Annotated in this window: 2 protein-coding genes; both read right to left on the reverse strand. The window is 40.6% G+C overall.

Annotation, left to right across the window (positions count from 1 at the left end; all coding sequences use genetic code 11):
- Positions 1-779: IS3 family transposase (locus WMO28_RS16740; RefSeq protein ID WP_349057707.1), on the reverse strand; the 779-nt coding region annotated here is incomplete at its 3' end.
- On the reverse strand, positions 776-1060 hold the full coding sequence (locus WMO28_RS16745; protein WP_349057708.1) for a transposase: 285 nt from the start codon (positions 1058-1060) through the stop codon (positions 776-778). The genes WMO28_RS16745 and WMO28_RS16740, both read right to left, overlap by 4 nt.
- Between the last annotated feature and the right edge of the window lie 93 nt (positions 1061-1153).

A 1153-nucleotide genomic window follows, 5' to 3' on the forward strand; every position in this document is an offset into this window, starting at 1 on the left:
TATGCCTGCTTATAATCGCGAATTTTAAAACGATTGAGCCATTCACGTTTGATAATAGAATGAAAGGATTCAATACATGCATTATCCCACGGAAAAGCTTTCTTTGAGTAGCTACGCTGCATATTTTCGGTTGCCTTTTTATATTCCTTTGCAACATATTGGCTGCCACGATCCGAATGGATAATTAATGGTTGATTGATATTCCGGCGAGCTTTGGCTTTGTTTATAGTATCAATCACGCAAGATACTTCCAGTGTTTCTGAAAGCGTCCAGGCTATGATTTTTCTAGAAAATAAATCCATAACACTGGTCAGATAGACAAATCCATCTATTGTCCAGATGTAGGTGATATCCGAACACCAGACTGCATTCGGACGATCAGGATTAAATTGCTCATCAAGGATATTTTGTAATTCAGTGCTGAAATCGGAATCTTTTGTGGTGATTGTCCATGGTTTGCTCCACTGAGCACGGATCCCCATTTGGCGCATATATGTACCAACGGTTCTTTCCGAAATGACTTCACCAGTTTTTCGAAGTTCTACAGTGATTTTCGGAGCACCGTAGTTCTGCTTGGAATCATCATAAATATCCTGTATTTTTGCTTTTACAGCTTCACGACGTTTTTCTGTATCAGAAGGTATATGGTGGAGCCATGCAAGATATCCTGAGCGAGAGACACCTAAAAACTTCAACATTCCGGAGACGGAAACCCGGCGTCCAGCCTTTTTGGCAGCTTCCGTCTTCTCAGACACTTCGAGATAAATGGCTTCCGTCATTTTCCCAGAATGTTGATTGCTTTTTTTAACACATCAAGTGCATCTTGGGCATCACGTAATTCACGCCTGAGACGGGCAATTTCCTTCTGCTCATCAGATGCATAATTACCAGAACCACGAACAGAAATATCACCTGATTCCCGGAAGTCTTTCAGCCACTTTGTTAATGTACTGTAGCCGATGCCAAGATTTTCTGCACATCCACGTACTCCGAGATCTTTGTGATCCTGATAGTACTGGATTGCATCAAGTTTAAATTGTTTGTCATGTTGCTTTGCCATATGAGATCCTCCTTCAGCATGTTTCTATTGTACCATGCTTATGTGTATTTGGAATTTCTCATTTTGGCTTGTACTATTTATATTCTAGCAACA

The sequence above is a fragment of the Blautia aquisgranensis genome (assembly GCF_040096615.1).
Taxonomy (GTDB): domain Bacteria; phylum Bacillota; class Clostridia; order Lachnospirales; family Lachnospiraceae; genus Blautia_A; species Blautia_A aquisgranensis.